Here is a 24,005-nt window from a genome sequence, read left to right as displayed (position 1 = left end):
CGAACGGAAGCTGGTAAACGCCATCGAAGATGGACCGCTGCGGTGTTCTACCGTCAGCCGGCCCTCAAGCACTGTGTCGCGGCATCAATCTTCCCGTGAAAAGACGATTGAGGTCCCGCTCTTCCGGCTCCGCCAGAACTTTGACGAGGTATTCAACCATTTCCGCGAGGGGCTGCCGGTAGGTGGTAAGGCTGTAGTTTGGATTGTCGGCTTGGGGCACGTCGTCGAAGCCTGTAATCGCTATATCCCCGGGGATTTGAAGTCCCAGCTTGTGCCGAATAACGTCACTTGCCCCCATTGCCAGTGCGTCATTCTCGCAAACGATAACATCGGGCAAGTCTGATGACCCGCGACGGCTTAACGTTTCCATCGCAATAGTCGCGGCCAACGCGGGATCATAAGCAGGGACTGTCACCGACTCGGGTTGGAACGAGAAATGTTTCCCCCAATATTCGAGGAAAGTTTCTTTCCGGAGCAGATGTGCCGAATAGGTCTGCGGTCCTGCAAGGAACAGAGGGCGTCGGTATCCGCGTTGATGTACGTAGCGCGCCAGTTCAGTCATTGCCCCGACATCATCGACTGCAATCGAGATGGTGTTCGGATTTTCCGAACTGCGGGCGAAGACGATCAGCTTCCGGAAACGGCGAGCCTGAAGCGCGGTTTCCAGCACGTCGTCGTCAAATTGGACGCCGATCAGGATTACTGCGTCGACGCGCCGCTGGCTTGCATTCAGCAGGGCATGGCCGGCATCGTCTCTATTCAGCGTGTTTACCAGCAGGATGTCCCAGCCTTCACGCCGCAGGATACGGGTGAGGTGCTCCATCATGACCAGCTTGTGCGGATTGGCGAAGTCGTCGATCAGCAACGCTACAAGGTTGGAACGGTCCGAGGCGAGGCTTGCCGCACCCAGATCGGGCAGATAGCCGAGACGTTTTGCGGCAACCATCACCTTCTGAAGGCTTTTGGGCGATATGGACGCATCCTTGCGGAAGGCGCGATTGACCGTCCAGCGCGACACGCCCGCGGCGATTGCGACATCGTCCGCCGTCACGTTTTCGGCAAAAGGGGGGCTTTTTTCGTTTGGCATTCCGATCTCCCGCCTCTGTTCTGGCTTGGTCCAGCATCTATTGATAGCGCCTTTTTCATTTATCCCATCTTTTTTGCTCGCGAGAGCAGATTTTTCTTGCTCGCGCGAGCAAATATGATGATAGTCCATTCCAAGGCGGCGGGAGGCCGCTTTCAGGAGGATATCAGTGCTAAGAATAGGACTGCTTGGTGCCGGCCGCATTGGCCGTGTGCACGCCGTTAATATTGCGGGTCATGCCAGGAGCGAACTGGTCGCCGTCTCGGACGTCAACGAGGAGGCCGCGCAATCCCTGGCCAGTTCCTACGGTGCGAAAGCCCTGAGTTCCGAGGCGATCCTTGAGGATGCCTCGATCGACGCCGTGCTGATTGCGACTTCTACGGATACCCACTCCACCTTGATCGAGGATGCCGCGAGGGCCGGCAAGGCGGTGCTTTGCGAAAAGCCGGTGGATCTCTCGCTGCAGCGAGCCAAGGCATGCCTGGCCGTGGCTTCCGCCACCGGTGTCCCGGTCATGATCGGCTTCAATCGTCGCTTCGATCCGAATTTTGCAAGGGTCAAGGCGGCTTTGGACGCTGGCGAAATCGGTAAGCCGGAATTGCTTTCGATTACCTCGTTCGACCCGGCCCCGCCGCCCGTCAGCTACGTCAAGGTGTCCGGCGGGCTGTTCCGCGACATGATGATCCACGACTTCGACATGGCGAATTTCCTGATGGGTGATGCGCCGAAGACCGTTCACGCGGTCGGCACGTCGATTGTCGATCCCGAAATCGGCGCAGCCGGCGACGTCGATACCGCCGTCGTGACGCTGACCTATGCCGACGGGCGCATCGCGGTTATCAAAAACAGCCGTCGCGCCGTCTACGGTTATGACCAGCGTGTCGAATTGCTGGGCGCCGAGGGGCTGCTGTCGGCGGCAAACGTACTCGAAAACACGGTATCGAAGGCGACCAAGGCCGGCGTGACGAGCGCCAAGCCGGAGTTCTTTTTCCTCGAGCGCTACATGCGCGCCTATGCGGCGGAATGGGATGCCTTCCTGCGCGCCATTCTCGACGGTGCCCGCATCCCGGTCACGCTGGCGGACGGCGTTGCGGCGCTGGCGATGGCCGAGGCTGCGACCCAGTCGGCACGATCGGGCCAATCGGTCGATCTGCCGCTTTAATATCAGCGCGGTGGCCGGAGACCATCGCATACGCATTGCCGCGGCACACGGGAGGTGACGCCGCCGGCTTTCGGTTCCGGCCTGTTCGGCCGGAGGAATGGACGTACGGGAGTGACGTCCAAGGGGAACTCAATCGGGAGGTTAGCATGAAGAAATTATTAGCATCTGTTGCCATCGCTGCGGCAATCGCCATCGCCGGTCCGGCCCTCGCAACCAACATCATCGTCGTGGCGCATGGCCAGGCGAACGACCCGTTCTGGTCGGTGGTGAAGAACGGCGTGGAAAAGGCGGCCAAGGACACAGGCGTTCAAGTCCAGTTCCGCTCGCCGGAGACCTTCGACATGGTCCAGATGGGCCAGATGATCGACGCCGCCGTGAACCAGAACCCCGACGGCCTCGTGGTCTCGATCCCCGATGCCGACGCACTGGGTCCGGCGATCAAGCGGGCGGTCGCCGCCGGCATTCCGGTCATCTCTATGAACTCCGGGTCGGATGTCGCGCATAAACTCGGTGCGCTGCTGCATGTCGGTCAATCGGAATTCGACGCCGGGAAGATCGCCGGCCAGAAGCTTGCCGAGTTGGGTGGCAAAAAGGCCATTTGCGTAAACCAGGAAGTCGGCAACGTCTCACTCGACCTGCGTTGCGCCGGCTTCAAGGAAGGCTTCGGCAAGGCAATTAAAGTGCTCCCCACCACCAACGACCCGGCGGAAGTCGAAGCCAAGGTGCGTGCAGCGCTGGAATCCGATCCGGACCTGAATGTAATCCTGGCGCTCAACGCCTCGCTCGTTGGCGAACCCAGCGTCAAGGCGGCGCAGGCGGTTGGACGCAGCGGCGTATTGATCTCCACCTTCGACCTTTCGGCTGGCTTCCTCAAGTTCGTCGCGGACGGCAAGGCGGCATTCGCGATCGACCAACAGCAGTACCTGCAGGGCTATCTGCCAGTCGCATTCCTCGCGCTCAATGCCCAATACGGTCTTGTTCCGGGTGGCGACGTTCCGTCCGGCCCGAACCTCGTGACGAAGGAGACTGCCGCCAAGGTCATCGATCTCTCGACCAAGGGCATCCGCTAACCGCAGTTGATTGCCGGGCCGCAGCGTTGCACGTCGCGGCTCGGCCACCGATCAGGAGACAGGTCAATGTCGACAGAAACGCTGGCGCGAGCGGACGAGCGGGTCAAAGCCGAATCTTTCGTAACGAAACTCATGAAACGGCCGGAACTGGGGGCGATCGGAGGGGTGGTTCTCGTTACCGTGTTCTTTTTCATCACCGCAGACCGCACCATGTTCACGCTGTCTGGGATCATGAATTTCATGACGCCGGCCGCACAGCTTGGCATTCTCGGCATCGCCGCGGCAATGCTGATGATCGGCGGCGAATTCGATTTGTCGATTGGCTCGATGGTGGCCTTTGCGGGCATGGTCTTTGGCGTCTTCGTCGTCAATATCGGAATGCCGCTCATCATCGCGATACCACTGACGATGGGGCTCGCCGGTGCACTCGGCATTGCGAACGGGCTGATCGTGCTGCGTACGGGACTACCCTCATTCATCGTCACGCTCGCCGGTCTTTTCGTGCTGCGGGGTGCATCCCTGGTCGGCCTGAAAATCTTCACCGGCGGTTCGACCCAGCTACGCGGCATTCGCGAAGCGGTCGAGGGTGACTTCCTGGCCCCGATCTTTTCCGGCGACGCCTTCGGCTTTCTCCTGACATGGCTGGCAGAGGCCGGCGTGGTCGAGAGCTTCAAGTCCGGCGTGCCAAAAGTGCCGGGCATCCCGGTCGAGATTATCTGGTTTATCGCCTTCGCGCTGGTAGCAACCTATGTCTTGCTGCGCACGCCTGCCGGTAACTGGATCTTCGCCACTGGCGGGGACGCCTTGGCGGCGCAGAATTCCGGTGTGCCCGTACGTCGGGTCAAGATCTCGCTGTTCATGCTGACGGCCATGGCCGCCGCGCTCGTCGCCATCATTACGGTAATGGATGCCGGTTCGACGGATGCCCGCCGCGGCTTCATGAAGGAGTTCGAGGCGATCATCGCCGCGGTCATAGGCGGCTGCCTCCTGACCGGCGGCTACGGTTCCGCGATCGGTGCCTTCTTCGGCGCGATCATCTTCGGGATGGTCACCATCGGGCTGACCTATACCCGCTTCGATCAGGACTGGTTCCAGGTATTCCTCGGCGCAATGCTGCTGCTCGCCGTGATCTTCAACAACGTCATCCGCCGACGTGTCACCGGAGAGCGCTGAGATGTCCGCCCCCATCATCCATATGGAAAACATCAAAAAGCACTATGGCAACGTCATCGCTCTGAATGGCGTGACCTTCGACCTCCGCGCCGGCGAATGCCATTGCCTGCTCGGCGACAACGGCGCCGGCAAGTCGACCTTCATCAAGACCATGTCGGGCGTGCACAAGCCGACCGAGGGCTCCATCACTTTCGAGGGCAGACCGCTTTCCTTCGACAGTCCGCGCGACGCCATGGAGGCCGGCATCGCCACGGTGTTCCAGGATCTGGCAATGATTCCGCTGATGTCCGTGACCCGCAACTTCTTCATGGGACGCGAGCCGACCAAGGGACGGGGCCTGTTCAAGCGCTTCGACATCGACACCGCCAACGAGATCACCATGGCAGAGATGCGCAAGATGGGCATCAACCTGCGCGGTCCGGACCAGGCGGTCGGCACGCTTTCGGGCGGCGAGCGGCAAACGGTCGCGATTGCTCGCGCCGTCTATTTCGGAGCCAAGGTGCTGATCCTCGACGAGCCGACCTCGGCGCTTGGGGTGCGGCAGACCGCCAATGTGCTTGCGACGATCAACCGCGTGCGTGCCCAGGGCATAGGCGTGGTGTTCATCTCCCACAACGTCCGCCATGCACTTGCCGTGGGCGACCGCTTCACCGTGCTCAACCGGGGACAGACGCTCGGCACGGCTATGCGCGGCGAAATCACGGCTGCCCAGCTGCAGGACCTGATGGCTGGCGGCCAGGAAATGGCCGAGCTCGAAGGCTCGCTCGGCGGAACGATCTGAGGCAACCGGAAATGGAAAAATCGTCTTCACTGCCTCAACGTCCGCTCGGGGTCGCCCTCATCGGCACGGGCTTCATGGGCAAGTGCCACGCCATGGCCTGGCGCAACGTCGCGGCGGTATTCGGCGGCGCGCATCATCGCCTCGAGATACTCTCGGATGCAACGCCGGAGAGTGCCGAGGCCTTCGCCCGCCAGTTCGGCTTTGCCCGCGCCACCGCGCACTGGGAGGAGGCGGTAGCCGATCCGAAGGTTGACATCGTCTCGATCACCGCTCCGAACGGGATGCACCGCCCGATGGCCGAGGCAGCACTCGAGGCCGGCAAGCACGTGTGGCTGGAAAAGCCGATGGCGCTGACGTTGGCGGACGCCGAGGCGATGGCGGCGACGGCGGCCGCACATCCGGGCCAGGTGACCATCCTCGGCTACAACTATCTCAGGAGCCCGGCCTTCCAGGCCGCACGCGGCCTGATCCGTGACGGCGCGATCGGACGGCCGGTCGCCTTCCGCGGCGTCTATGACGAAGACTATTCCGCCGACCCGCTCCTCCCGTGGTCGTGGCGGATGACTCACGAGGGTGGCGGACTGGGCGCGCTCGGCGACCTTGGCTGCCACCTCGTGAGCCATATGCTCGCATTGATGGGGCCGGTCACGGAGGTTGTCGCCCAGACTCAGGTCACCATCCCCATGCGCCCCTCTCCCGATGGGATGAAACGGGTCGAGAACGAGGACAGCGCTCTGGCGCTCCTGCGCTTCGCCTCCGGCGCTCAGGGTTCGTTCGCCACCTCCCGCGTCGCGCGGGGCCGCAAGTGCCGGCTGCAGTGGGAGGTGCATGGCAGCGACGGCACGATCGTGTTCGATCAGGAAAACATGAACGAATTGTGGGTGCATCGCGCCGGCGAGGCCGGCTTCGTCCGTCATCTGACCGGACCGGCACAGCCAGATTTTACCGCCTTCTGTCCGGCCCCGGGACACAATTTCGGCTTCAACGAGCAGAAGGTGGTCGAGGCGCGCGACCTGCTCGTGGCGATCGCCGGCGGCCCGAACCCCGGTCCCGATTTCGCCCAAGGACTCGACATCGAAAAGATCATTCACGCTATGGCTGCCTCGAAGGGCGCTGTCATCCGCATCGAAAGACAGAAAACGTGAGCGAAGCACACGATGTCCCCGCCATCCACCGCGCCGGCGCGATCTGTAAGGCGCTGAGGTCGGCGCCGTCCGGCGAACATGGCTTCTGTCGGCGGCACACACCAACATCGCCTGCGGCAGCGGCGTGCACGGATTGAAGACCAACCTTCTTTTATCCCAGGACAATCGAGAGAGTAGACATGGATCAACCCTTCACGCTCGCCGCCTGTGCGGAAATGCTCTGGCGCGACAAGCCGATCGAGTGGCGCTGTGCGCGGCTGACCGAACTGGGCTTTCAAGTCGGCCTGTGGAACTGGCCGGACCACGATCTCGCCGCGCTTGAGACATCGGGAGCCACGTTCTCGATCATGAACGGCTATCTTACCGGGCGACTTGCAGATGACGAGGGCGCCGACGAACTGCTGCGTTCCGCGCGCGAGACGGCCATGGTCGGCAGGCGGCTCGGGGTAGCACGTCTTAACCTGCATGGCACCGGGCTCGGCGAGGGTGGGCTCCCGGTCCGGCCCAGCGACGTGGTGACGGGACGGATGTGGCTGAAGGCACGAGACACGCTCTGCCGCATTGCCGACATGGCGGAGGAGGAGAATGTTGTCTTCACACTGGAAAACCTCAACCTGCCGGTTGACCATCCCGGCACGCCGTTCGGACGTGCCGAGGATACTCTGGCTCTGGTCGCGTCGGTCAACCATCCGCGTCTACGCCTCAACCTCGATCTCTATCACGTGCAGATAGGCGAGGGAAACCTGATCGAAGCCTGCCGCGCCAGCCTCCCATGGATTGGCGAGGTGCAGGTTGCCGATGTGCCCGGTCGGTGCGAGCCAGGTACCGGTGAGGTAAATTACCCGATGATAGCGCGGGCACTTCACGAGATGGGGTATCGTGGGCCGGTTGGCATGGAGGCTTTTGCAAAGGGTGATCCGGAGAGGGCGCTCGAGGCATTTCGCGCCGCGTTTACGCTTCGCGGGTAAGATGGTTCCCAATCGTTAGGGCATGACCGACGACAACAACGAGCAAAGCGACACGCGCCAAGCCTCACGGCTGCCTCACAAATCCTCATGCTCCCCAAAATTGCACTTGATGGGTCCTGTTGGTCCGTTACAAGACGACGATCGTCACGAAGCAATGAATTTGGGATGTATGGCAAAAAAGGCATATAGCGGAACCTCCAAAGTCCCTCGCGCGGATGAACCTCGAGAGCGTATTGTTGCGGCCGCGCGCGAAGTATTTATCGAGCAGGGGTTCGATCTGGCGACGGTTCGCGACATCACGATGCGGGCCGACGTGAACGTTGCTGCCGTCAACTACTATTTCGGCTCCAAGGAGGAACTCATCAGCGAGGTGCTCAACCTGATGATGGAACCCTATACCCATGCCCGGATAGAGGCTTTGGAAAAATGTGAGGCCTCAGCCCGGCCGGGATTCCCGATTTTGGAGGAGGTCGTCGGGGCTCTCGTCCGACCGATGGTACAGTTCAGCCGTGATGCCTCCGGTGCCCGTCCTTTGACGCGCCTGATCCTGCAGATCCGTTCGCGGCCGCGTGAATCGACCAACCGTTTTTTCATACGCCGCGTCGATCCCGCGGTCTTCCGTTTTATCGACGCCTTCAGTCGAGCATTACCGGATATGCAGCGCCGCGATATTTTCTGGCGTTATAACTTTTCGATTGGCGCCATCATGCAGGTGCTGATCGATTCAGACCCGGCTTCGTACCGCCTCAAACAGCTGTCCGGCGGCCTTTGTGACACCGATGACGACGAAGAGATTATCCGTCAGCTCTCAGGGTTTATCTGCGCCGGATTTCAGGCGCCCGCCATCGGGCGACGATCACAATGACTAAAATATAAACTGATAGACGCAGGATATACTGCGATATCAATTAAAATACGACGTCACACAATAATATTTACGTGACTGTTATCTTCTTTCTTCAATTCGTAGAAAATTGACTGCGGCATATATTCCGATCTTAGGGAGCCTTTCTCATCGCCCCTTGAATCGCATGATTATTTTTCCAACATCGCGGACCGCTGCTTGATTATTGGGCGATTTGACCAATTAAAGTCATTGACTCCGCCTCGTCTCAAATTATGTTTCAAACACTGTTTAACATCCACGGAGTCATGCAATGACCGCAGCTGCCCCCAAGATCACCGGATCCTTCGTTGCCTTGATCACCCCATTTGACAAGTCAGGCGCTGTCGATATGGGCGCCTTCCGTGCATTGCTTTCCTTCCACGAAGAGAACAATACCTCCGCCGTCTTGATCATGGGTTCGACCGGCGAGGTATCCATGCTCTCGGCCGACGAGAAGAAGAAAATTATCGTCGAGACGTCGAAAATGAAGACGGCCAAGATGCCGATCTTCTTTGGCTGCACCGGGAACAACACCGACACTACGATTGAGAATGTGAAGTTCGCCAAGGATAACGGCGCGGACGGCGCCATCCTCGCCGCTCCAGCATATATCTGTGCTCCGGAAGCCGATATCGAAGGCTACTTCCTGGAAATCGCCGATGCGACCGACCTGCCCCTCGGGCTCTACAACAACCCGCCGCGTGTCAAGAGCGACCTGCATTGGGACCACCTGCTGCGCATCTTCAAGCATCCCAACTACGTCATTCACAAGGAATCCACCGCGCGCGTCGGCCAGGTTGCCCAGGTTCTCGCCGCCCGTCCGGATGTCTCGGTAATGTGCTGCGACAGTCCCAATCTCGGCCTCGTCGTTCCGACAATGAGCCTTGGTGGTCATGGCACCGCCAACATGGGCGGCAATATTGCCCCGGCCGAAATGGCGGTGATGTCACGTCCGTGGACGAGCTATGTCGAAGCCGAAGGCTTCCGCGACAACTATTTGAATCTCCTGCCGCTGCTGCACTACAATTACTCGGCCATCAATCCCGTGGCTGTAAAATCGCTGATGAAGGCTGTCGGACTGCCGGCCGGCGAACTGCGGCGGCCATTGACCGGCCTTGAAGGCGAGGCTCTCGCAAAGGGCATTCGCATCGTCCAGGAACTCGGCCTCGACAAGAAATACGGCTGGAAGCTGCAGCCCGCTTCGGCCTTGGCCGCCTGAGGCCCGGCCGATGGATCTCGGGATCTCCGGTCGCAATGCCATCGTTACCGGCGCAAGCCGGGGCATGGGCAAGGCAGCGGCAATGGCTCTCGCGCGCGAGAATGTGGATCTGACGATCATCGCCCGCACGCCCGACACACTGCAGGCGGCAGCCGCAGAAATCCGCGCGGTTAGCGGCGCCCGCGTCACAACCGTCGTCGGCGATATAACTACGCCTGCCGGTCGTGATGCCGTTCTGTCGGTCTGCCCAAAACCAGACATCCTGGTCAACAACGCCGATGGCGAACTGCCCGGTGATTTCCGCAACTGGTCCCGTGAGGACTGGTTGCGGGGCATCGATCGGATGATGTTGACACCGATCGACATGATGCGTCTGACCGTGGACGGAATGATGGAGCGCGGGTTCGGCCGTATCGTCAATATCGTGTCGCGTAGCGTCAAGATCGCCCAGGCCGAGCTTGGCATGTCGAATGCGGCACGCTCGGGCCTCGTCGGTTTCGTCGCTGGCCTGGCTCGACAGACGATCGCCAATAATGTGACGATCAACAATATTCTCCCCGGCATTGTCGCTTCGGATGGCCAGCGGCAGCATGTCGAGGTGCTTGCCCAGGAAAGTGGTCGCTCTTTCGACGAAATCTGGGCCGCCCGTGCGGCGCAGAATCCGGCCGGCCGCTACGGACGCCCTGAGGAAATTGGCGCCTACATTGCCTTTCTCTGCTCGGCGAATGCCGGCTTCGTCACCGCTCAAAATCTGCTGATCGATGGCGGGCAATATCCCGGAACGTTTTGACGGTCAGAATGAAGCAGAGTACCTCCCGCGGCGCACCCGGGGAAAAATATGCCGATGCGTACAATGACTTTCGACTGCATAAATCCCTCTTGGAGCTAGAAGGAATCCATCCATGAACCGCTTAGGAACAGCATTGCTTTCTCTGTCGATGACGCTGCCGGCGGCCGGCCTCGCCAAGGCGGACGACTATCCCAGCCGGCCTGTCTCGATTGTCGTGCCTTATCCACCTGGCGGTGCGGTCGATGGCGTCGCGCGCGTTCTTGCTGCCGCGCTTTCGGTCAAGACCGGCAAGACGTTCGTGGTCGATAACCGTGCGGGCGGCGCCGGCGGCGTGGTCGGTTCGTCCGATGTGGTCAAGGCCGCTCCCGATGGCTACACCCTGCTGCTGAACGCGTCCATCCATGTGGTCACGCCGCTGATCAACAAGAACGTGCCTTTCGATGTCGTCAATGACTTCACCCATATCAGCGGCATCGCGGCCGGCCCGCTGCTCGTCACCACCAATCCGTCGGACAAGGCGAACACGCTGAAGGAATTCTTCGCCGAGGTGAAGGCAGATCCGGATTCCTACAATTTCGCCACGTCGGGTTACGGCTCGGCCGGTCATCTGGCTGTGGAAGTCCTGAAGGGCGAAGCTGGCGTCGATACTGAAGTGGTCACCTACAAGGGGGCCGGCCCGGCACTTACCGACATGATCGGCGGCCAGGTACAACTGATCGCCGATCCGATCCTGTCGTCCCTGCCGCATGTCAAGGCAGGCCGGTTGAAGCCGCTTGCGGTGACCAGCCTGACCCGCTCGCCACTCGCCCCGGATGTCCCGACCGTTGCCGAGAGCGGCATGCCTGCACTGGAAATGCTCTCCTGGTACGGCGTCTGGGGGCCGAAAAATCTTGATCCAAAGGCGGCGGAATATCTCGGCAAGATTCTGCAGGATGTTGTCACCTCCGCTGAATTCAAGGACAAGCTGACGGTCTTCGGCTTCGAGCCGATGTACAAGGACAGCGCCGGTCTCAAAACCTTCGTGGTTGACGAGACAAAGCGGTACAGAGAGATCGTCAAGACAGCCGGCATCAAGGTGGAATGAAGATGACGACGGCTCCGAAAACCACGCAACATTCGGAGCCTTCGGCAGATCGGCGCCATGTCGCAGCCCATTGGGGGTTCTACACTCATGACGGCTTGCATGGCGCCATTCGTCCGATCGCGGGCGATCCCGATCCTGTTCAGTTCGGCAAGGAGCTTCCCGCCGACAGGCTTGCGCCATGCCGCATCCTCAAGCCAGCCGTCAGGCGATCCTTCCTTGAAAAGGGACCGGGCTATCGTGCCGGGCGGCGGGGGGCCGAGGCATTTGTCGAGGTTTCCTGGGACGAAGCACTTGAACTGGTTGCCGGCGAAATCCGCCGCGTCAGGGACGAGCATGGCAGCGGCGCGATTTTTTCCGGCTCCTATGGCTGGTCGAGCGCCGGGCGATTTCATCATGCGCAAAGCCAGCTGAAACGCTTTTTCAACATGAATGGCGGTTCCGTTCGTTCCGTCCAGACCTATAGTTATGCCGCCGGCGAGGTCATCCTGCCGCACATCATCGGTTCTACCGATGGACTGGTCTCCGGCCACAGCCCATGGAGCCAGATCGTCGGCCATGCGGAGCTGATCGTGATGTTCGGCGGCACGCCGCTTCGCAATGCTCAGGTCAATGCCGGGGGCGTTTCGCGCCATGAAACCCGTCAGGGTCTGCTGGACTGCAAAGACGCAGGCGCCCATTTCATCAACATCGGGCCGGTCCGGGACGATGCCGCAGACGAGTTCGGAGCCCAATGGATGGCTTTGAGACCGGGGACTGACGCCGCCCTGCTGCTGGCCATCGCCCACGTGCTGATCGAGGAGGATCGCCACGACGCGGCGTTCATCGAACGCTACACCGTCGGCTTCCAGACATTGCGCGATTATCTGTACGGCAAGGTGGACGGTGTCATCAAGGATGTCGCTTGGGCAGCCGGTATTACCGGCCTTGCCGCGCAGGACATCCGCACTCTTGCGCGAAATATGGCATCACGAAAAACCTTCATCATGATGGCATGGGCGCTGCAACGCGCCGACCATGGCGAACAGGCCTATTGGGCGGTCATCGCGGTGGCGTCGCTGCTGGGTGGCATCGGCCTGCCCGGCGGAGGATTTGGTTTCGGTTATGCATCCGTATCGGGCATCGGCCAGCCGGCGCCGGCCGTGAAATGGCCCTCGCTACCACAAGGGCAGAACCCGGTTTCCGACTACATTCCGGTCGCCCGAATTGCCGACATGCTGCTTTCGCCGGGAGCGGAATACGACCATGACGGCAACAAACGGATCTATCCGGATATAAGGCTGATCTATTGGGCCGGCGGCAATCCCTTTCACCATCATCAGGATCTTAACCGACTGGTAGAAGCCTGGCAGAAGCCCGAAACGATCATCGTTCACGAGCACTGGTGGAATGCCCACGCGCGGCATGCCGACATCGTGTTGCCGGCCTCGACATTCCTGGAGCGCGACGATCTGGTTGCAAGCGGCCGCGATAGTTTTCTCGGATATTCGACACATGCGGCGATACCGCCTGCGGAGGTATTCTCGGATCACGAAATCCTGCGCCGCATCGCGGCACGGCTGGAGACCGAAGCGGCGTTCACTGGTGGATTGAGCGAAGCCGAGTGGCTGGAGAAGCTTTACGCCGACGCGCGGGCGAACGCCGCGTCAAACGATATTTCCTTGCCGGATTTTTCCACCTTCCGGAATGCGGGACTGATCGAGGTGGAAAGCCAAAACGCCGGCACGCCTTTCCTTGCTGCGTTTCGTGCGGACCCGTTAGCCCATCCGCTGCATACCCCGTCCGGTCTGATCGAGCTTTCCTCGAAGCTCATTGCCAGCTTCGGCTATGCCGATTGCCCCGGCCATCCGGCGTGGGTGGAACCCGTCGAATGGCTGGGCGCTAAACTGGCGGGAACCTATCCACTGCATCTCCTGTCCTGCCAGCCGCATGACAAGCTACACAGCCAGTGGGACCATGCAGCACCGTCGCGCCAGACCAAAAGCGGCGGTCGTCAGCCGGTGCGCATTCATCCCGACGACGCGTCAGCTCGGGGACTGGAGCAGGGCGAGGTGGTGACCATTTCGAACGCCCGCGGTGCGTGCCTGGCGGTCGTTGCCATCACCGATGCCATCATGCCCGGCGTCGTGCAGCTGGCGACGGGCGCCTGGTTCGATCCGGCGGATCCCTCGAAGCCGGGATCGCTGGAACTGAACGGCAATCCGAATGTACTGACGCCGGATCATGGAACTTCCAGTCTCACACAGGGGCCGAGCCCGAACTCATGTCTTGTCGAGATTTCCCGCTTCATCGGCACGCCGCCGGAGGTGCGAGCCTACCGCCCGCCGGATCTGGTCCCCGATCCGCGATTGAAAGCCCCCAACGGAAAGGAATGGCCATGACCTCGCGTCTCAATCCGCAATTGATTGCAGGGCTCGTGTTCGTATTGATCGGCGCGGCTTTCCTGTTGGGCAGTCTCGATCTTTCCTATGGTACCTGGCGCAAAATCGGTCCCGGTGCATTTCCCGGCCTGGTCGCCTCGGCCCTGATTGCCATGGGGCTTATTGTCGCCTTTACGGCCAAGAAACATGACGTCGGTGCAGAACCGCCGAGCCTTTATTCCTCGAAGGTCATGTTCATCATTGCAGCGATCGTGGTGTTTGGATTGGTCGTCAGGGGAGGTGGGTTGCTTCCGGCGGTCTTCTGTTGCTGCTTCATTTCCTCGTTTGCCTCACGTCCTTTGCAGCCGGTGAAATCGGCGTTGTACGGGCTGGGACTCGGTGCGGCCTGCAGCCTCGCCTTCATCAAGGGGCTCGGCATGCCGATCGCGATCATCGGCCCCTGGTTCGGACTTTAGGGAAGATCACATGGAGACGCTGAACGCCCTGCTTCTTGGCTTTGACCAGGCAATCCTGCCGACCAATCTGTTTTGGTGCCTGATGGGCACGCTGCTCGGGACCCTTGTCGGCGTCCTGCCGGGCCTCGGGCCAGCTGCCACCATGGCCATCCTCCTGCCTTTCACCATCGGCCTTGAACCGGTGACGTCGCTGATCATGATGGCCGGCATCTATTACGGTGCGCAATATGGGGGTTCGACCACGGCTATCCTTCTCAATCTGCCCGGCGAAGCATCGTCCGTGGTTACAGCGATCGACGGCTACAAGATGGCCCGCAACGGACGCGCGGGCGTGGCACTCTCGACGGCGGCGATCGGCTCATTTTTTGCCGGCACCGTCGCCACGCTGTTGCTGGCATTGTTTGCACCCTCGCTTGCCGAAATTGGATTGCTGTTCGGCCCCGCGGAGTACTTCTCGCTGATGATCCTCGGGCTTGTCGCCTCCATCGTGCTTTCGCGCGGCTCGCTGCCGAAGGCACTTGCCATGGTCTTCATCGGCATTCTGGTCGGCCTTGTCGGCCAGGACGTGCAAACTGCCGCTCCGCGCTTCATGCTCGGTTTTGAAGAGATGTCGAGCGGTATCAATTTCGTCGTGGTGGCAATGGGATTGTTCGGCATTGGCGAGTTGATCAAGGATCTGGAAACCCCGGAAAGCCGTACCGCCATCAACGCACCTTTCTTCTCGATGTTTCCTTCGCGGGAAGACTGGCGCCGGATGGTTGCTCCCATCCTTCGTGGCACCGGGATCGGTTCCGTGCTGGGCCTCCTGCCGGGCGGAGGCGCGCTTCTCGCGGCCTTCGCCGCCTATGCCATCGAGAAACGCGTTGCCAACCCGCCCGAAGGTTTCGGCGGTGGTGCGATCGAAGGCGTGGCATCGCCCGAGAGTGCCAACAATGCCGGCGCACAGACCTCCTTCGTCCCGCTGCTCACGCTTGGCTTGCCGGCCAATGCCGTCATGGCTTTGATGTTCGGCGCCCTGATCATGCAGGGTATCGCACCCGGTCCGACGCTGATTTCCGAGCACCCTGACGTGTTCTGGGGCGTCATCGTGTCGATGTGGGTAGGCAATCTCATGCTGCTGGTCTTGAACCTGCCGCTGATCGGCATCTGGACGCGCTTGCTGACGATGCCTTTCCACTATCTCTTTCCGGCTATCGTCGTGTTCTGCTCGATCGGCGCCTTCTCGCTCAACAACTCGGTCTTCGATCTTTGGCTGCTTGGAGGCTTCGGCGTCGCGGGCTACATCTTCGCCAAGCTCGATTGCGACCCGGCACCACTGGTGATGGGCCTCATTCTCGGGCCGATGATGGAAGAAAATTTCCGCAGGGCCATGTTCCTCGCACGTGGCAATCCCAGCATATTTGTCGATCGTCCGATTTCGGCAGGTCTGCTTGTCCTCGCGGTGCTTGCCATCGCGATGGTCGCCCTGCCGAAGATCAAAGCCGTCCGCGAAGAGGCATTTCAGGAATGAACCAGCTTATTCCGGATACGCAGAGTGAAATGCCATGCATGTAGTGGTCATCGGAGCCGGTATCGTCGGTGCATCGACGGCACTCGAGCTGTTGAAAGACGGGCACGAGGTCACCATCGTCGAGCCGGAACAGCCCGGCGGTCGCCACGCCGCGAGTTATGGCAATAGCGGCTGGCTGAGCCCCGCTTCGATCATCCCGATGTCGATGCCGGGCCTCTGGAGGAAGGTGCCCGGCTATCTTGCAGATCCGTCCGGACCGCTGACCATCCGCTGGCGACATCTGGTGCGTCTCGCGCCTTGGCTGCTCCGGTTCATGCTGGCCGGCTCGACTGCAGCCAAGGTCGAAAGGACCGCGAGAATTCTGGCAAGCCTCCTGCACGATGCTCCGGCTCGGCATGAGGTGCTGGCAGAAAAAATCGGACGGCCGGATCTCATCCGACGTAAGGGGCTGCTCTACGTATACCCGGATCGCGCGGCTTTCGAGGCTGAGGCATTTGCATGGCGCCTGCGGCGCGACAACGACGTTTCCTATCGGGAGCTATCCTCGGCCGAACTGTATGAACTCGAGCCGAATCTTGCAGCCCGCTACTCCTTTGCTGCCTTCGTCGAGGATGGCGGTCATTGTGCGGATCCGGGAGGCTACGTCGCAGCGATCGTGGATCATGCGGTGTATCTCGGCGCCCAGCGCATCAATGCAAGGGCGACCGGTTTCAATCTTGCCGGTAACCGGCTTTCTGGTGTCCGGACAGGGGCGGGCATCGTGGCATGTGACAAGGCCGTCATCGCGGCCGGCATACACTCAAAAAATCTTGCGGCCCTGGCCGGTGACACAATCCCGATGCAGAGCGAGCGCGGTTATCACGTCGTCATTCCCTATGACCTGGCCAGAGGGGAGATGCCGATCATGCCAAGCGACGGCAGGATGGGCAACAATCCGACTCTTGCCGGACTTCGCATTGCAGGGCAGGTCGAGTTGGCAAGCGTTGAGGCAAGACCGAATTGGAGCCGCGCCGAAATCCTGCTGAAACACGCGAAAGAAACCTACCCGGCACTGTCGGGCATATCCGAAGACAGGAATATCGATCGGTGGATGGGTCATCGTCCCTCGACCGCGGACGGCCTTCCGGTGATCGGTTATTCAAAGTCTTCCGAGGACATCGTTCACGCGTTTGGCCACGGTCATGTCGGCCTTGCCGCCGGACCGGTTAGCGGCGCGCTTGTTGCGGGCCTGATCGCTAGGCGGGAATGTGCCATCGATCTATCAGCGCTGTCTGCCGCCCGTTTTCGGTAGTCTGCAATCTGCAGGTCCGGTACCGCGGGCGTTCGTTGCCCACGTCCCGCGGCCGGTGGGACATCTCATATTAACGAGCGCTGATCACGGTCGGTGCGCGCCATGAAAACATCGAGGTGACGACCTCTCGACGGCTACGCAGGAAAGCCGCGCCCGAGCATCCGCCCCCGGCGACACGAAATGCCAGTCGCCCAAAATTCGCTCTGACTAAACCAAAAACCCTGATACAGATGAAGGACAACGACATGACCTGAACCATGAAGCCTAATTTTCTCACAGTATCCGCTGGTACCGGCAGCTTGGTTCTAAAGGGCCTGGCATCACCCATTCGAGTCAACATTCTCCAGCTTCTCCATGATCGGGGAAAGCTAAACGTCAATGAAATCAGCGCCGCCTTGTCGCTGCCGCAGTCGACAGTTGCGGTGAACATTCTGACCCTTGAGGAGGCCGGTCTTATCGAGACCTCTTCCGTCAAGGCGACCAAAGGCAATCAGAAAGTTTGCAGCGCAAAATACGACGAAATCATCGTCCGGTTCGACACTGCTGAAAAAGCAACCAGAAACAGCCAGGTCGAGGTCGCGATGCCTCTCGGGCTCTACACGAGCTGCGAAGTTTCGGCACCATGCGGGCTCTGCTCGCCCGACGGGGTCATAGGCCTACTGGATGTTCCCGATTTTTTTCTGGACCCCGGCAGGGTGCAAGCCGCGCTGATCTGGTTCGGGCGCGGCAATGTCGAATACAAGTTTCCGAACAACGCCAAGCTTGTGAAGTCGGCGGTCGAGGCGATCGAATTCTCCATGGAACTGTCGTCTGAAGTGCCCGGGACGAACGTCAACTGGCCTTCCGACATAACGCTGTGGATCAACGAACATCGCATCGGCACCTGGACGTCACCCGGAGACTATGGTGACAAGCGCGGGGTCTATACGCCACAGTGGTGGAAGCTTGAAGGCTCTCAATACGGAAAGCTGAAGACTTGGCGCGTGACCAAGCAGGGATCCTTTATCGATGGCGTGTCGATCTCCAACGTCACGGTCGACGATATCGGCTTGGCCGACCATCATTCGATCAGGATGAAAATCGGCATTGAAGAAAATGCCCCCCACCCAGGGGGCATCAACATCTTCGGTCGCGGCTTCGGCAACTACGATCAGGACATCATCATGCGGCTCCATCTCGCATGACGACGGCTGGGGCGAGCACGATCCGTACTCGACCTCGTTTCACAGGGAAGCGCCAAACCGAACCACGTTCCATGACGCCGGGGGAACAGTGACCGTGACACTGCCACTCGTCACCTCTATGTCCGTCAGATTGCGAGGGGCCACGTTGTCCGGCTCATTCTTGGTATTGCTCGCCTTGAGGTCATGGTGATGCAGCGAATGTGCTCGCTGCAGCTTTAGCCCGCCAAAGCCGGTTGCCGCGATATCAATCTGCATATCGTCGGAAAGATGCCGGTTCAGGATGAAGAGGGTGACTGTCTTGTTCTCTTCCGAATGCACCGCCGAGAACTTGAGGTAGGGAACCGAGTCGACCCTGTCGTACAGGTCTTCCGTGTGCGTGGGGTCGTAGTAGCGTGTGGCATAGGTCGGCGTATCCACGCGAGTTCTGAGAACGCTGCCCCTGCCAAGATTGCTGAAGTCCGAGAAGGGCCAAAAGATCGTTTGCCGCCAGGCGGGACCACCGGTTTCCGTCATGATGGGGGCGATGGCGTTCACAAGCTGGGCGAGGCATCCAGCCTTGACGCGATCGGCGTGGTTGAGGAGCGAGATGCATGCGCCCCCGAAGGCAAGCGCATCCTGCATGTCGTATTCCTCCTCCAGGATGGGTGGAGCAGCGGGCCATCCTTCCTTGACGCGGTTATGTTCGCCGCGCCGGGTGCGATACCAGACATTCCACTCGTCGAAGCTCAGCATGATGCGCTTGCGTGAGCGACGGCGCGCCGCGACGGCATCGGCGATCGAAACCACTTCTTCGATGAAGCTGTCCATCAGGTCAGGACTTGCGAGGAACGAGGGCGTATCGTCGGCATAGTTGTTGAGATAGGTGTGCAGCGATATGAACTCGACATGATCGAACGTGTGTTCGAGGACGATCCTTTCCCATTCGCCATATGTCGCCATTTTTCGTCCGGAGGATCCGCAGGCCGCCAGTTCGATGGTCGGATCGGTCATCCGCATCATCTTTGCGGTCTCGGCGGCGATGCGGCCGTATTCTTCGGCAGTCTTTGCCCCCATCTGCCAGCCGCCGTCCATCTCGTTGCCCAGGCACCAGAATTTGATGTCGTGCGGTTTTTTCCAGCCGTGCTGCTGGCGAAGGTCGGAAAGATGAGTGCCGGAAGGATGATTGCAGTATTCGAGCAGGTGGCGGGCTTCGTCGGGTCCGCGCGTCCCGAGGTTGACAGCCAACATAGGTTCGATGCCGGCGACCCGGCACCAGTCCATGAATTCGTTGGTCCCGAAATGATTGGTGTCGACGGATTTCCATGCCAGGTCGAGGCGACGTGGGCGCTGCTCGACCGGCCCCACTCCATCCTCCCAATTGTAACCGGAGACGAAGTTGCCGCCGGGATAGCGCATGATGGTTGGGTTGAGCTCGCGCACGAGTTGCAGAACGTCGCGCCTGAACCCCTTCTGGTCAGCCGTGGGATGACCAGGTTCGAAAATGCCGCCATAGACACAGCGGCCAAGATGCTCGATGAACGCGCCGAACAGGCGGTTGTCGGTTTCACCAATGGTAAAGTCCCGGTCGAACCGGGCTTGGGCCTTGATCATCTCAATCTCACTTTGCTTTCAGGAAACGGCTAATTGCCGCTGATGGGATTGCGGCTCTGTCTCCAGGGCGGTTGGAAGGGGCGATGCGCGCTTGCTTTGAGGCAGCGCTGTCAGTTTCTCGCTTTGCCGGCTTGGTCGGCTTCAAATTGACCCCCATGGATTTGGTGTTGCCCCAGTTGGCGGCCGGGTTGGTGCAAGGCTTGGAGGCTCGGGACACCGGCCCAATGCGCCATGTGCATGGTCGCGAAGACATTGTAGGCCGTGAGCGAAATGATCGGCATCTCTTCGGCGGCCAACTTCAGATAATCGAGACCGGTTTTCCCGTCGCAAGGGAATTGTCCCAGACACCGTCGATGCCAAGATCGGGGTCGATATGCCAAAAGTTTTCCATCACGTTCTGATGGAGACCCGTCGTCCGACCGCGAGCATTGATAGCCCAATGTTGAACCATCCGGCATTTTTCGATTGCACCTTCCGGATTTCCGGGAATCAGCAGCTGTTCTCGGGGCAAATCGTTGCTCGGCACTTGCCCAAGCGCCGGCCTTGTCGCGGGAAATATGCCCGCGAGCCACATAAGTGTTCTTCTCGAAAGCATGCCGTTATCCTCCCAGTTCCAGCGTGCTAATCGGCTATCCGAATGCACGGATTCTGCCTGCGCGGCTGCGAATGTCAACCGAATTTGTGATTTATATCATATCTTATGGTACACTACGTTGATGTGCGGACTAGTGGCGGCTTTTGGCCGACTGCCTCTGATTTGGGATGAATAGCAACTCAGCCACGGCGATGGCTGAATCTGTGTCGCCCTCGAGGTAGAGTTACCATCCGAGTCGGCCGACCAAGGATTGAAGGTACACAGCATCCGAACCCGCCGCGGCTGCGAATAGGGGGCAGCCAACGCAACTGCCGCGTGGCCGCCAAGTCAGCGACATACCGCATGGGAGGTGTGCTGACTCTTAGGCGGGCTCGGCTGTCAAGACCCCAAACCGGAGCGGGGCAAATATGCCCCATGCCCTCCGAGGACCATCGGATGAAGATGAAACCGCGTCCGCAATGATATGCTATATCACGTTGTTATTTCACTCGATTTTTTAGATTCCCGACCCGTCGAACTGCTGGGTGTCATTGCCCTCCCACGGTGAGGGCAGCGAGAGGCGATTGAGGTTGGCCGAGGGCATCGGCATCCAACACTTCAATTCCGGCTCAGCATATTCGATGACGTGCCCGGGCGAGGAGTCAGAGGCTCGCCAGCCTTCTCCTCCGAACTGATCGCCATTCGACCAATATGCGAGATCAACTTCTGCTGGCCCCTGTTCGGAAGGGCGGATCGTGACCAGGATCCGGCTGCCGTCTCTCGGTGCGCTTGCCATGTGGCGCCAGCGGTCTTTCTCGTCCATGGTTTTTTCCTCCTGCCTTGCCGCGGGTTGCACTCCTGCCTTGCCGCGGGTTGCAACTGTCGCTTCGCCATCGAAGGCGGTCAACTCAAACTTTGCAGAACCCTGTCGATTCACCACTGACGCCGGTCGATCAAAGGCAGCACGCGAGATCGGATATGTTGGTGGCGGTCTTTCCCAACTTTATCAACTCGGGTTTCGCTACCCGGCTGAAGATCGTCATCCTTGCTCCCAACGTTGGCATTGACCAGAACGTCGAGAGGCGAGAGTGTCGCATCTCTAACTGGCCCAACTCTCGCATTACTAAATAGCCGTGTGAGTTCACGCTGAACCGCGACTTTTGTAGCTCAGCAAGCTAGCCGGCATGTCTGATCTGCGCGAGCAGTTTCTTGCGGAAGACTTCTGCCGGTGTTCGATAGCCAAGGCATTTGCGGGGTGTTGCGTTGAGCCGGTTGCAGATCTCGATCAGATCGGCATCTGTGACCGACAATGGATCGACTTCTCTCGAAAGCCATTTCCGGACCCGGCCATTGGTATTCTCGACGGTGCCTTTCTGCCACGGCGATTGCGGGTCGCAGAACCAGGTTTGGGTGCCGATGCTCGCCTGCAGATAAGGCCAGTCCGTGAACTCTGTGCCACGATCGAAGGTGATCGAGCGGCGGGCTAGATGGGGTAGGGCCTTGAGGGCCTGTATCAGACCGTCCATGACCGGACGTGACTGACGGTCGTTGTTACGCAGGAAGATCGCAAATCGACTCACGCGCTCCACGAGCGACGTGACATTAGCCTTTCCAAACTTCTTGCGGAACTGGATGAGATCGCATTCCCAGTGCCCAAACTGTTTGCGGTCGGCGACAGTGTCGGGACGTCGCAGAATGTTCAGATCCGAGCTAAAGCGTTGACCGTGCTTGCGTCTGGCGTGTCTTGGCCTGCGTCTGGCACGACGTTCCGGCAGGTGTCGCCACAGCTTGATCGCCTGGCCGTCGGCCGAGTATGCGAATTTGTAGATCGTCTCGTGGCTCACCGAGATCGGATGGTGCTCCAGACGCATCCGTCCGGCAATCTGCTGCGGTGACCATCCGTGTACGATCCGCTCGATCACCGATTGCCGGACATGCGAGTAGCGCGCGAGCTTGCGCAGCTTCAAGCGGCGTTCACAGGCCATCTGATGCGCTGTCACGCAGTAGTACCCGCTGAGATCAGGAACTTCCTTGTCGACGAATATGTTGCGCCGGACTTCGCGAAAAATCGTCGAACGATGCCTTCCGAGCTTCTCTGCAATGGCGTCAATACTGAGCCCCGCCGACCTCCAACGGGAATTCTTACGGCGTTCGTCCAATCCAATCTGAGAGTAGGTGCGCTTCATTGCATCGTCCTTGCAATTGATAACCTATTGGGATCATTAGCAAGTCGCACTTCATTCTAGAACCCACCCCGCTGCGCGCCAAGATCACATAAGGTGAATTATGGAACTCGCTGTCGGAAAGTCGGGACGTCCGCGGCGATCATTGATCGCTATGCGCCGCTCCATCGGCAGGTCGTCGCCGGCACCACTGGTGAAGCCATCCATGCATTTTTCCGGTCCGCCTCGTTCGGACAATACATCGCACCGGCTTTGACCGCACGTGCTGAAAGTCCGCCGGCCAAAATAACGGCTCCAGCCGCCAGCACAAAAGTCAGTTTCTTCAAAAGCATAGTCTCCTCCCATTGCTTTCAGGAAATGCCGCGCCCCCCGGGCCGCGGCAGGTTCTTATGCGGCGTCCCCCGCTCCTTTGCCCACCGGCGCAAGCCCTCCCTTGTTGAACGAGGCAAACGTGACCTTCATGGCCTGCGGATCTGCCTTGAGGCCGGTGAACAGCTCCAGTGCGCGGACTGCCTGGAAGATCGCCATCGGCTCCCCGGAAAGTGTCCGCGCTCCCAAGGCCCCCGCCGCACGCAGAAGCTCGGTTTCCAGCGGAAAATAGATGATGTCGGCAACCCACATCTCCGCGTTGAGAAAGGATGCCGGTACGGCCATGCCCGGAGATTTCGCCATGCCGATCGGTGTCGCATTGACGAGCCCGTCGAACCTCTCGTGCTCGACGTCGCCAAAATGCCTCGCCGTCGCGCGGTCCGTTCCGAATTGGGCTGCAAGCTTGGCGGCAAGCTCATGCGCCCGGCCGGAATCGACATCGCTGATGACAAGATGCGCCACGCCCAGCTGCATCAACGCCTGGGCCACCGCGCTGCCGGCACCGCCGGCGCCCATCTGCAAGACACGGTCGCGGGGCACATCCGACATGTTTCGGCGAAACCCCTCGGCAAAGCCGTAGAGGTCGGTATTGTGGCCAAACCGTTTGCCTTCGCGGAAGACGATAGTATTGACGGCGCCGAGACGACTTGCGTTTTCCGAAAGCGCATCGAGATGCGCAAGGGCCGCCTGCTTGTAAGGGAAAGTCACGTTCAGCCCCGCGAAGCCCGCGGCTTCCGCAGCCCAGATGATATCTGCAAGCGATCGCCTGGAAAAGGCCGGCGTGTCGGTATCGAGAAGCTTGTAGATATAACGCAGGCCTTGGCGCGCGCCCTCTACCTCGTGCATCAGAGGCGTGCGCGACAGCTGGATGCCAGCCCCCAAAAGGCCGACGACGACACCCTTGCCAATACCGGCTCCCGGTGACGGTTGCGCACCGCCATAGCCGGATTCCTCCGCCGTCATGGGTTTCCCCTCCCCGTGGTGAAGCGCTCCATCGCCCCCCCCGCAGCCTGTCGGCGTTGGGTCCCTCCAGTCGAAGTGCGCTCTGTTCACTCGGGCTACTATGTACGAACTCGTTAGTTAGATCAATTGCCCTCCAGCATCCGGTG

At 60.1% G+C, this 24,005-nt stretch carries 22 protein-coding genes; 15 read left to right on the top strand and 7 right to left on the bottom strand.

Annotation, left to right across the window (positions count from 1 at the left end; translation table 11 throughout):
* Window positions 1–64 precede the first annotated feature (64 nt).
* Window positions 65–1,087, bottom strand: coding sequence for a LacI family DNA-binding transcriptional regulator (locus ACSQ8R_RS27175; RefSeq protein ID WP_436256443.1), 1,023 nt, complete (start codon window positions 1,085–1,087; stop codon window positions 65–67).
* Window positions 1,088–1,253: 166 nt separating this feature from the next.
* Here ACSQ8R_RS27175 and iolG point away from each other — a divergent pair, with 166 nt between their 5' ends.
* The 15 genes from iolG (at window position 1,254) to ACSQ8R_RS27100 (ending at window position 18,180) form a co-directional block, all read left to right on the top strand.
* Window positions 1,254–2,246 carry an inositol 2-dehydrogenase gene (gene iolG / locus ACSQ8R_RS27170; protein WP_436256442.1) on the top strand — a complete coding sequence of 331 codons (993 nt, stop codon included), beginning with the start codon at window positions 1,254–1,256 and terminating at the stop codon, window positions 2,244–2,246.
* Between the two features lie 146 nt (window positions 2,247–2,392).
* The gene (locus ACSQ8R_RS27165) at window positions 2,393–3,316 is read left to right on the top strand and encodes a sugar ABC transporter substrate-binding protein (RefSeq protein WP_436256441.1); all 924 of its coding nucleotides are present in this window, start codon (window positions 2,393–2,395) and stop codon (window positions 3,314–3,316) included.
* A gap of 66 nt (window positions 3,317–3,382) precedes the next feature.
* Window positions 3,383–4,489: an ABC transporter permease gene (locus ACSQ8R_RS27160; protein ID WP_436256440.1), complete on the top strand. Its 1,107-nt coding sequence runs from the start codon at window positions 3,383–3,385 to the stop codon at window positions 4,487–4,489.
* A gap of 1 nt (window position 4,490) precedes the next feature.
* Entirely contained in the window at window positions 4,491–5,270 is a 780-nt protein-coding gene (locus ACSQ8R_RS27155; protein WP_436256439.1) for an ATP-binding cassette domain-containing protein, read from the top strand.
* Between the two features lie 11 nt (window positions 5,271–5,281).
* The gene (locus ACSQ8R_RS27150) at window positions 5,282–6,415 is read left to right on the top strand and encodes a Gfo/Idh/MocA family protein (protein ID WP_436256438.1); all 1,134 of its coding nucleotides are present in this window, start codon (window positions 5,282–5,284) and stop codon (window positions 6,413–6,415) included.
* A gap of 179 nt (window positions 6,416–6,594) precedes the next feature.
* Window positions 6,595–7,383: a TIM barrel protein gene (locus ACSQ8R_RS27145; protein WP_436256437.1), complete on the top strand. Its 789-nt coding sequence runs from the start codon at window positions 6,595–6,597 to the stop codon at window positions 7,381–7,383.
* A gap of 22 nt (window positions 7,384–7,405) precedes the next feature.
* A complete protein-coding gene (locus ACSQ8R_RS27140; RefSeq protein WP_436256436.1) occupies window positions 7,406–8,248 on the top strand; it encodes a TetR/AcrR family transcriptional regulator in 843 nt (280 codons plus the stop codon).
* Between the two features lie 292 nt (window positions 8,249–8,540).
* A complete protein-coding gene (locus tag ACSQ8R_RS27135; protein ID WP_436256435.1) occupies window positions 8,541–9,488 on the top strand; it encodes a 4-hydroxy-tetrahydrodipicolinate synthase family protein in 948 nt (315 codons plus the stop codon).
* A 10-nt stretch (window positions 9,489–9,498) separates the two neighbouring features.
* On the top strand, window positions 9,499–10,278 hold the full coding sequence (locus ACSQ8R_RS27130; RefSeq protein ID WP_436256434.1) for an SDR family oxidoreductase: 780 nt from the start codon (window positions 9,499–9,501) through the stop codon (window positions 10,276–10,278).
* 112 nt (window positions 10,279–10,390) lie between these two features.
* The gene (locus tag ACSQ8R_RS27125) at window positions 10,391–11,362 is read left to right on the top strand and encodes a Bug family tripartite tricarboxylate transporter substrate binding protein (RefSeq protein WP_436256433.1); all 972 of its coding nucleotides are present in this window, start codon (window positions 10,391–10,393) and stop codon (window positions 11,360–11,362) included.
* A gap of 2 nt (window positions 11,363–11,364) precedes the next feature.
* Window positions 11,365–13,740 (top strand): molybdopterin-dependent oxidoreductase, encoded by a 2,376-nt coding sequence (locus tag ACSQ8R_RS27120; protein ID WP_436256432.1) that lies wholly within the window; start codon window positions 11,365–11,367, stop codon window positions 13,738–13,740.
* Window positions 13,737–14,195 carry a tripartite tricarboxylate transporter TctB family protein gene (locus ACSQ8R_RS27115; RefSeq protein ID WP_436256431.1) on the top strand — a complete coding sequence of 153 codons (459 nt, stop codon included), beginning with the start codon at window positions 13,737–13,739 and terminating at the stop codon, window positions 14,193–14,195. The genes ACSQ8R_RS27120 and ACSQ8R_RS27115 overlap by 4 nt, the downstream gene beginning before the upstream one ends.
* Window positions 14,196–14,205: 10 nt before the next feature.
* Window positions 14,206–15,705: a tripartite tricarboxylate transporter permease gene (locus ACSQ8R_RS27110; RefSeq protein ID WP_436256430.1), complete on the top strand. Its 1,500-nt coding sequence runs from the start codon at window positions 14,206–14,208 to the stop codon at window positions 15,703–15,705.
* A gap of 34 nt (window positions 15,706–15,739) precedes the next feature.
* A complete protein-coding gene (locus ACSQ8R_RS27105; RefSeq protein WP_436256429.1) occupies window positions 15,740–16,996 on the top strand; it encodes an NAD(P)/FAD-dependent oxidoreductase in 1,257 nt (418 codons plus the stop codon).
* 257 nt (window positions 16,997–17,253) lie between these two features.
* Window positions 17,254–18,180 carry an ArsR/SmtB family transcription factor gene (locus tag ACSQ8R_RS27100; RefSeq protein ID WP_436256428.1) on the top strand — a complete coding sequence of 309 codons (927 nt, stop codon included), beginning with the start codon at window positions 17,254–17,256 and terminating at the stop codon, window positions 18,178–18,180.
* A gap of 39 nt (window positions 18,181–18,219) precedes the next feature.
* On the opposite strand, the gene arfA is transcribed toward ACSQ8R_RS27100, so the two are convergent.
* The 6 genes from arfA to ACSQ8R_RS27070 form a co-directional block, all read right to left on the bottom strand.
* Window positions 18,220–19,767: an arabinosylfuranosidase ArfA gene (gene arfA / locus ACSQ8R_RS27095; protein WP_436257295.1), complete on the bottom strand. Its 1,548-nt coding sequence runs from the start codon at window positions 19,765–19,767 to the stop codon at window positions 18,220–18,222.
* Between the two features lie 301 nt (window positions 19,768–20,068).
* Window positions 20,069–20,365: a hypothetical protein gene (locus ACSQ8R_RS27090; RefSeq protein WP_436256427.1), complete on the bottom strand. Its 297-nt coding sequence runs from the start codon at window positions 20,363–20,365 to the stop codon at window positions 20,069–20,071.
* Between the two features lie 496 nt (window positions 20,366–20,861).
* Window positions 20,862–21,167 (bottom strand): hypothetical protein, encoded by a 306-nt coding sequence (locus tag ACSQ8R_RS27085; protein WP_436256426.1) that lies wholly within the window; start codon window positions 21,165–21,167, stop codon window positions 20,862–20,864.
* Window positions 21,168–21,519: 352 nt separating this feature from the next.
* Window positions 21,520–22,530, bottom strand: a complete 1,011-nt coding sequence (locus tag ACSQ8R_RS27080) for an IS30 family transposase (protein WP_436256425.1) — start codon at window positions 22,528–22,530, stop codon at window positions 21,520–21,522.
* Between the two features lie 149 nt (window positions 22,531–22,679).
* Window positions 22,680–22,859, bottom strand: a complete 180-nt coding sequence (locus ACSQ8R_RS27075) for a hypothetical protein (protein ID WP_436256424.1) — start codon at window positions 22,857–22,859, stop codon at window positions 22,680–22,682.
* Between the two features lie 55 nt (window positions 22,860–22,914).
* On the bottom strand, window positions 22,915–23,859 hold the full coding sequence (locus ACSQ8R_RS27070) for a shikimate dehydrogenase (protein WP_436256423.1): 945 nt from the start codon (window positions 23,857–23,859) through the stop codon (window positions 22,915–22,917).
* Window positions 23,860–24,005: the final 146 nt, after the last annotated feature.

The organism is Neorhizobium sp. LjRoot104, from assembly GCF_964253725.1.
Taxonomy (GTDB): Bacteria; Pseudomonadota; Alphaproteobacteria; order Rhizobiales; family Rhizobiaceae; genus Neorhizobium.
This window is presented reverse-complemented; position numbering and strand designations above follow the sequence as displayed.